The 6,168-nt window shown below is 67.6% G+C and carries 5 protein-coding genes; all 5 read left to right on the top strand.

Features of this window, described 5'->3' with window-relative positions:
- Nucleotides 1-825: ESX secretion-associated protein EspG (locus VN856_RS07265; protein ID WP_325687570.1), on the top strand; the 825-nt coding region annotated here is incomplete at its 5' end.
- A 35-nt stretch (nucleotides 826-860) separates the two neighbouring features.
- The gene (locus VN856_RS07260; RefSeq protein WP_325687568.1) at nucleotides 861-1,889 is read left to right on the top strand and encodes a MinD/ParA family protein; all 1,029 of its coding nucleotides are present in this window, start codon (nucleotides 861-863) and stop codon (nucleotides 1,887-1,889) included.
- Complete coding sequence (gene eccD / locus VN856_RS07255; protein WP_325687566.1) at nucleotides 1,889-3,370, top strand: type VII secretion integral membrane protein EccD; 1,482 nt, start codon at nucleotides 1,889-1,891, stop codon at nucleotides 3,368-3,370. The genes VN856_RS07260 and eccD overlap by 1 nt, the downstream gene beginning before the upstream one ends.
- The gene (mycP, locus tag VN856_RS07250; protein ID WP_325687572.1) at nucleotides 3,367-5,022 is read left to right on the top strand and encodes a type VII secretion-associated serine protease mycosin; all 1,656 of its coding nucleotides are present in this window, start codon (nucleotides 3,367-3,369) and stop codon (nucleotides 5,020-5,022) included. Before eccD ends, mycP begins: the two co-directional genes overlap by 4 nt.
- The coding region (gene eccE, locus VN856_RS07245; protein ID WP_325687564.1) for a type VII secretion protein EccE at nucleotides 5,019-6,168 on the top strand (1,150 nt) is incomplete at its 3' end. The genes mycP and eccE, both read left to right, overlap by 4 nt.

Below are 6,168 nucleotides of genomic sequence, written 5' to 3'. Positions count from 1 at the left end.
ACCGTCGACGGCTTGTGGGTACTGCAGATACTCACCGGAATCGAAACACTCGCCCCGGAATTGGGGTTGCGGTCCATCCGACCCAGCGTCGAGACGCGCGAAGCGGCGCTGGCCCATAAGGTCGCCGCAGATCTGCGGCGCGCCGGCGTTATCGACGAGGCGGGCACCGTCGACGTCCATGTCGTTGAATGGCTCACCGTGCTCTCGCGACGCGATATCGCGTTGCTGATCAACGTGCGCACCCCGGACAACGGGACCGCGCTCACCGGGGCGTTGCTCGGGCGCTTCGCCGAGTGGTGGGTGATCATGGAGCGCTCCGAAGATCTGATCCGCATCGGTGGCGCCGGAACGTCGACCGCCGAAGGCGCTGCCAACGCCGTGATCCGAGCCCAGATCGAGCGACTGTGCGGCATTCATGAACCGGCGCCGTTGCGGCCGGTGACACTCGACGTCGACGTCATGAAGGAAAAGGCAACCAGCCGGCAGGCCCTGGACGCCTTCCTGGCGAGTCAACGCTTGGACCCCGATCAACTCCAGATCCTGAAAATGGCCGCAGATGCCGACCGATCTGCCCAGGCTGGGATCGTCGCGATTCAATCCGGCGTGGCGCTTGCCGGACCGACTCGGGCCCACGTCGAGCAGAGTGCGGTCACCGTCATCGACACCCCTGAGGGGCGGATCGTTGCCGAGCACGAACCGCACGGCGGCAAAAAGTGGATGATCCTGGCGCCGGGCACAACCAGCAACATCACCGCAGCGGTCAACCGGATGATGCGGCGACTTCCCGCCAATGATGAATGGTTTTCGTATCGAAAGGTTGTGTAAGTGGCCGGTTCTGCACGCGTGTTAGCATCGGCATCGTGACAAATCCGTGGAACCCGGCACCAAATTCACCGGAACAAGGTCGGCAAACGCCACGGCCATCTGCGGGTCCGCGTCCCCAGCACCCCGACTCCGTTTCGGAAACACTGCGCATCTCGGATATGGTCCGGGCGCGCAAAATTCCGCCGGGTTCGGGCTGGCGCAAGTTCATATATTCTGCGTCGTTTCAGACCATTAATCTCGGCGAGTCACCGGCGGAGCGGCATTACCGCGAATTGCAGGGCCGGATCCGGCGCCACATCCGCAAGCAGTACGTCATCGGGGTGGTCTCGGGCAAGGGCGGGGTCGGCAAGACCACGATGACAGCCTGCATCGGTGCGGTGTTCCGCGAATGCCGGCCGGAGAACGTGGTGGCCATCGACGCGGCGCCCGGTTTCGGAACACTGGCCGGCCGAATCGACGAGTCCCCGCCGGGCGACTACTCAGCCGTGCTGAACGACACCGACGTCCAGGGCTACGCCGATATTCGGGAGCACTTGGGGCAGAACAGCTTAGGGCTCGATGTCCTGGCCGGAAACCGCGCGTCGGACCAACCTCGGCCGCTGGTCCCGTCGATGTTCGCCGGGGTGCTGTCTCGGCTGCGCCGCACGCACAACGTGATCGTGGTCGACACCTCCGACGACCTCGAGCATCCGGTGATGAAGGCCGTCTTCGACGCCTGCGACACGTTGGTCTTCGTGTCCGGACTGACCGCCGACACCTCGCTGCCGGTGACCCGCGCCATCGACCTGCTGCGGTCGATGGGCTACCACGAATTGGTGTCACGCAGCATGGTAATTTTGAATGACAGCCGCAATAAATATGATGCCGATGCGCGCGCATATCTCACCGAACGATTCGGGCAATCAGGCGCGACTGTCGAATTCATGCCATTCGATCAGCATTTGGCTAAAGGTGGCATTATCGATACCCGCCACGAATTGCAAAAGAAAACTCGGCTTCGGCTATTCGAGATCACTGCGGCGTTGGCAGACAAATACGTTCCGGACGCCGATAGGCCGCGCTAATGGCGAAGGTCGCATTTCCCGCGCGTTGCGCAGTTGCGGTGGTATGTGGCGAACACCTTGTCTCGCAGGTGTACCCGGCGTCGGTGCCGGTCGAGGTGTTCATCGACAACATTGTCGAGTTACTCAATGATGAACTCAAACGACGAGGCTTGGCCGGACTCGAATCCGGAGTCGGCTACGAATTGCACAAAGCCAACGGCGTGCGACTCGATGTCACCAAAACTCTGGACGAACTCGGTGTCGAGGACGGCGCCACCCTGGTGCTGGTACCCGCGGTCGAGGGCGACTCGTTCGAGCCGCAATACGAGTCGTTGTCCACCGGCCTGGCCCGGGTGGGCAAGAAATTGTTCGAACCTGTCACCGCCGCCACCGCAGCGCACACCTCGCTGGGCATCCTGGCTGCGACCTCGGCGGCGGTGCTGGCCATGGCTGTGCGTAACCGCATCGCCAGCGATTCGATGGTGCCCAGCATCGTCACGGGCGTACTCGGTCTGCTCACCATCGGCGGCGCCGCGGCGGCGGCGCGGTGGTGGCCGCACCGGCCCGACTTGATCGGCGGGTTCGCCTGGATTTCGGTACCGCTGCTTGCGGTGAGCCTGGGTGCGGGCGCTCCCGGCGCCGTCGGGGCAGCGCATCTGTTCATCACGGCGCTCGCGGCGGCGATGCTCACCTCCGGAGTCGCCGTGCTGACCGGGCGCTACATCAACGTGGCGGCGGCCGTCGTGACTCTGTGCGGGCTCGGCGGAGTGATCGCCGCGGCGCGGATGTGGCGGCCGGTTCCCGCCCAGTGGCTGGGGATGTGCACGCTGGTCATCCTGCTGTTCCTGCTGACACTGGCGCCGACCATCGCGCTGTGGTCGGCAAGGATCCGGCCGCCGTACTTCGGTTCGGTCACCGGGCGCGACCTCTTCCGGCGCAGCGCCGGCCTACCGGTCGACGCGGTGTCACCGGTGGATGAGGCCGTCGAGGAGGAGATGAGTCCCGACACCACACCGCGCGGGGCGCAGATCGCGGCGGCCGCCGTCCGCGCGAACAATGTGCTGACCGGAATCTGCGTGGGCGCCAGTCTGGCGCTGCCGGTCGCAGTGTGGGCCACGCTGATGCCGGGCCATTACCGCAGTGGTTACGCGGTGGTGCTGGCGGGGCTGTTCGTCCTCATCTTCATCAGCCGCGGCCGGGCGTTCGCCGACAAGCGGCAGGCCATCGCGCTGGTGGCCGGGGCGGCCGCAGCGACGTGTGTCGGCGTCATCAAATACGTCTGGTACGCGCCGGCGGCGGCGTCCGACGCGGTGCTGTGGGGCGCGCTGCTGCTGGCCGGATTCGGTGCCGCGGGTTTGGTGGCGGCGCTGCTGGTGCCGATCACCAGGTTCACCCCATTGGTCCGGATGATCGCCGAATGGCTGGAGATCGCGGCGATCATCGCCGCGCTGCCGCTGGCCGCGTGGATTGGCGGGTTGTTCAACTGGGTGCGCATGCGATGATGCGTCCGTTGGCGCCGTTGCGAATCTCGGCCCTCACTCTCGTCGGCCTGCTGGTCGCAGTTCCGTCGACTCTGCCTGCGGCACAGGCGATTCCGCCGCCTGCCGTCGACCCCGCCCGGGTTCCGCCGGATGGCAAGCCTGGGCCAGAAGCGCCGATGCGGCAGAGCAACATCTGCGCGCGGACCATCACGGTCGCCGAACCGAATGTGGCCGTCACCGCCCCGGGCTTCACCCTGCTCAACGTCAGCAAAGCGTGGCAGTATTCGACCGGTAACGGTGTACCCGTCGCGGTCATCGACACCGGGGTCAACCCCTTCCCGCGACTGCCGGTGGTTCCGGGCGGCGACTACATCATGGGCGGCGACGGGCTGATGGATTGCGACTCGCACGGCACCGTGGTGGCTTCGCTGATCGCGGCCGCGCCGCAGGGCACTCCCATGCCCGCCCCGATGCCGGCCGCGCCCGCGTTCCCGGCACCGGCGGGTCCGCCGCCGGCGGTTGGGGCACCACCACCTCCGGGTGGACCGCCGCCGCCGATCGCGCCACCGCCACCACCGTCACCGGTGACGATCACCGAAACCAAACCCGCCCCGCCGCCGCCGCCACCACCGCCCCCGCCGGACGAGCCGTCCAACGGGCCGGGCGACCCGGTTCCCGGCGGTGCGCCGGACGATCCGGAGGTTCCGCCGCTGCCTCCAGGGGCGCCGGACGGTGTGGCCGGGGTGGCACCGCACGCGAGGGTCATCTCCATCCGCCAGTCCTCGCGGGCCTACGAACTGGAAAGGCCGAGCGGTGGCGACACCGAGGCCCGCAAGAAGGCCGGCACCATCGCCACGCTGGCCAGCGCGATCGTGCACGCGGCCAACATGGGCGCCAAGGTGATCAACATCAGCGTCACGGCGTGCGTTTCAGCGGCAGACCCGTTGGACCAGAGCGCAATTGGCGCGGCAGTCTGGTACGCCGCGACCGTGAAGGACGCTGTGATCGTCGCGGCGGCCGGTAACGAGGGCGAAGACGAATGCGCCCAGAATCCCGGCTTCGACCCGCTGGACGCCGGCGACCCGCGCGACTGGCATCAGGTCAAGACCGTGTCGTCGCCGTCGTGGTTCTCTGACTACGTGCTGTCCGTCGGCGCCGTCGACAACAGCGGCGCTCCGGTCAGCAAGAGCCTATCCGGGCCGTGGGTTGCCGCCGCGGCACCCGGCGTGGGGATCATGGGGCTGTCCCCGCAGACCGGTGGTCCGGTGAACGCCTACCCGCCGGTCCGCGCGGGTGAAAAGAACATGCCCTTCTGGGGCACCAGCTTTTCGGCGGCCTATGTCAGCGGCGTGGCCGCGCTGGTGCGCGCCAAGTATCCCGCGCTGACCGCGCACCAGATCATCAACCGGATTCTGCAGACGGCGCACAATCCGCCGCGTGGCGTGGACAACCAAGTCGGCTACGGAGTGGTGGATCCCGTCGCGGCGTTGACCTTCAACGTGCCGCCCGGCGACCGCCTCGCGGTCGGCGCCCAGAGTCGGGTGATCGTGCCCGCCGCCCCACCGCCGCCACCGGATCACCGCGCCCGCAACGCGGCACTGGTGTTCGCCGGTCTGGTGATCGCCGCGGCACTGATCGCGTCGTTGGTAGCGCGGGCTCGGCGGGAACGATGACCGCTTGGACCCGGCTGGCGATCATCGTCGGCGTTCTGACTACCGGCCTCATCGGCTGGGCAGTCGGCGGATACCCCGGCGCCGCAGCAGGTTTGGTGATCGGGGTGGCGGCCGGCGTGATCCGCTGGTGGCGTCAGCCGGCGTGGTCGTGGTGGAAGCTGTGGCGGCAGCGGGGCCGGGCGATCACGTTGAGCGAACCCATCACGGTCGCCAACGATCGTGCCGGTGGTGGTGTCCGCTATCAGGACGGCGTTGCGGTGGTGGCCGTCCAGCTGCTCGGCAAGGCGCACCGGCCGACACTGTTCACCGGTTCGACGGCGACCTACACCGACAACACCGTCGACATCGCCGAACTACTGCCGCTGCTGCATCAGAGCCTGGGGTTGTCGATCGATTCGCTCAGTGTGGTCAGTGTCGGCGCCCGGCGGCGCAGCAGCGGCGACTACCCGCGGGTCTACGACACGCTGATCGGCACGCCGCCGTATGCCGGGCAGCGCGAGACCTGGCTGATCGTCCGGATCGTGTCGATGCCCAACGCCGGCGCGCTGCAATGGCGTACCTCGGTCGGCACCGCGACGCTGGCCGCGGCCCAGCGGATCACCGCCGCACTACGCCAGCACGGTATTCGCGCGAAGGTAGCGACGGCCATCGACATCGTCGAATTGGAGCGGCGACTGGGGTCCACGGCGCTGAACGCGCATCACCAGCGCTGGCGCACCGCGCGCGGTGAAGGCGGCTGGCTGACGTCGTACTGGTATCGGCCGAACGACATCACCGCGGAGAATCTGGAGCACGCCTGGGCGCTGCGGGCCGACGGAGTCATCCAGAACATCACGGTATTCGGTGACGGCAGCATGACGGCGACGGTGACGGTGCGTACCGCGCAGCCGCCGACGGCACCACCGAGCGTCATGCTCAAGACGTTGCCGGGCGAGCAGGCTCGCGCCATCGCGGCCAACCTCTGCGGGCCGATGCCGGCATTGCATGGAGTGCGTCGCGGTGTGCTGGGGGCACCGCTGGTCATCCCGATCGGGCCGTCGGGCGTGCTGCTGGGCAAGGTCGACGCCGGTAACCGGTTGATGCTGCCGCTCGACGACCCGGGTGAATTCAGCCGCGTGCACATCGCCGCGCAGGACGTGCTGGCCA

It is taken from the genome of Mycobacterium sp. (assembly GCF_035603715.1).
Taxonomy (GTDB): domain Bacteria; phylum Actinomycetota; class Actinomycetes; order Mycobacteriales; family Mycobacteriaceae; genus Mycobacterium.
Note: the sequence above shows the minus strand (reverse complement) of the source record. Positions and strands in the feature narration are given on the sequence as shown.

What these genes read in the sequence shown, in the direction of transcription:
- mycP (WP_325687572.1), top strand. Translation starts at nt 3,367, where the DNA reads ATGATGCGTCCGTTGGCGCCGTTGCGAATCTCGGCCCTCACTCTCGTC.
- eccD (WP_325687566.1), top strand. Translation starts at nt 1,889, where the DNA reads ATGGCGAAGGTCGCATTTCCCGCGCGTTGCGCAGTTGCGGTGGTATGT.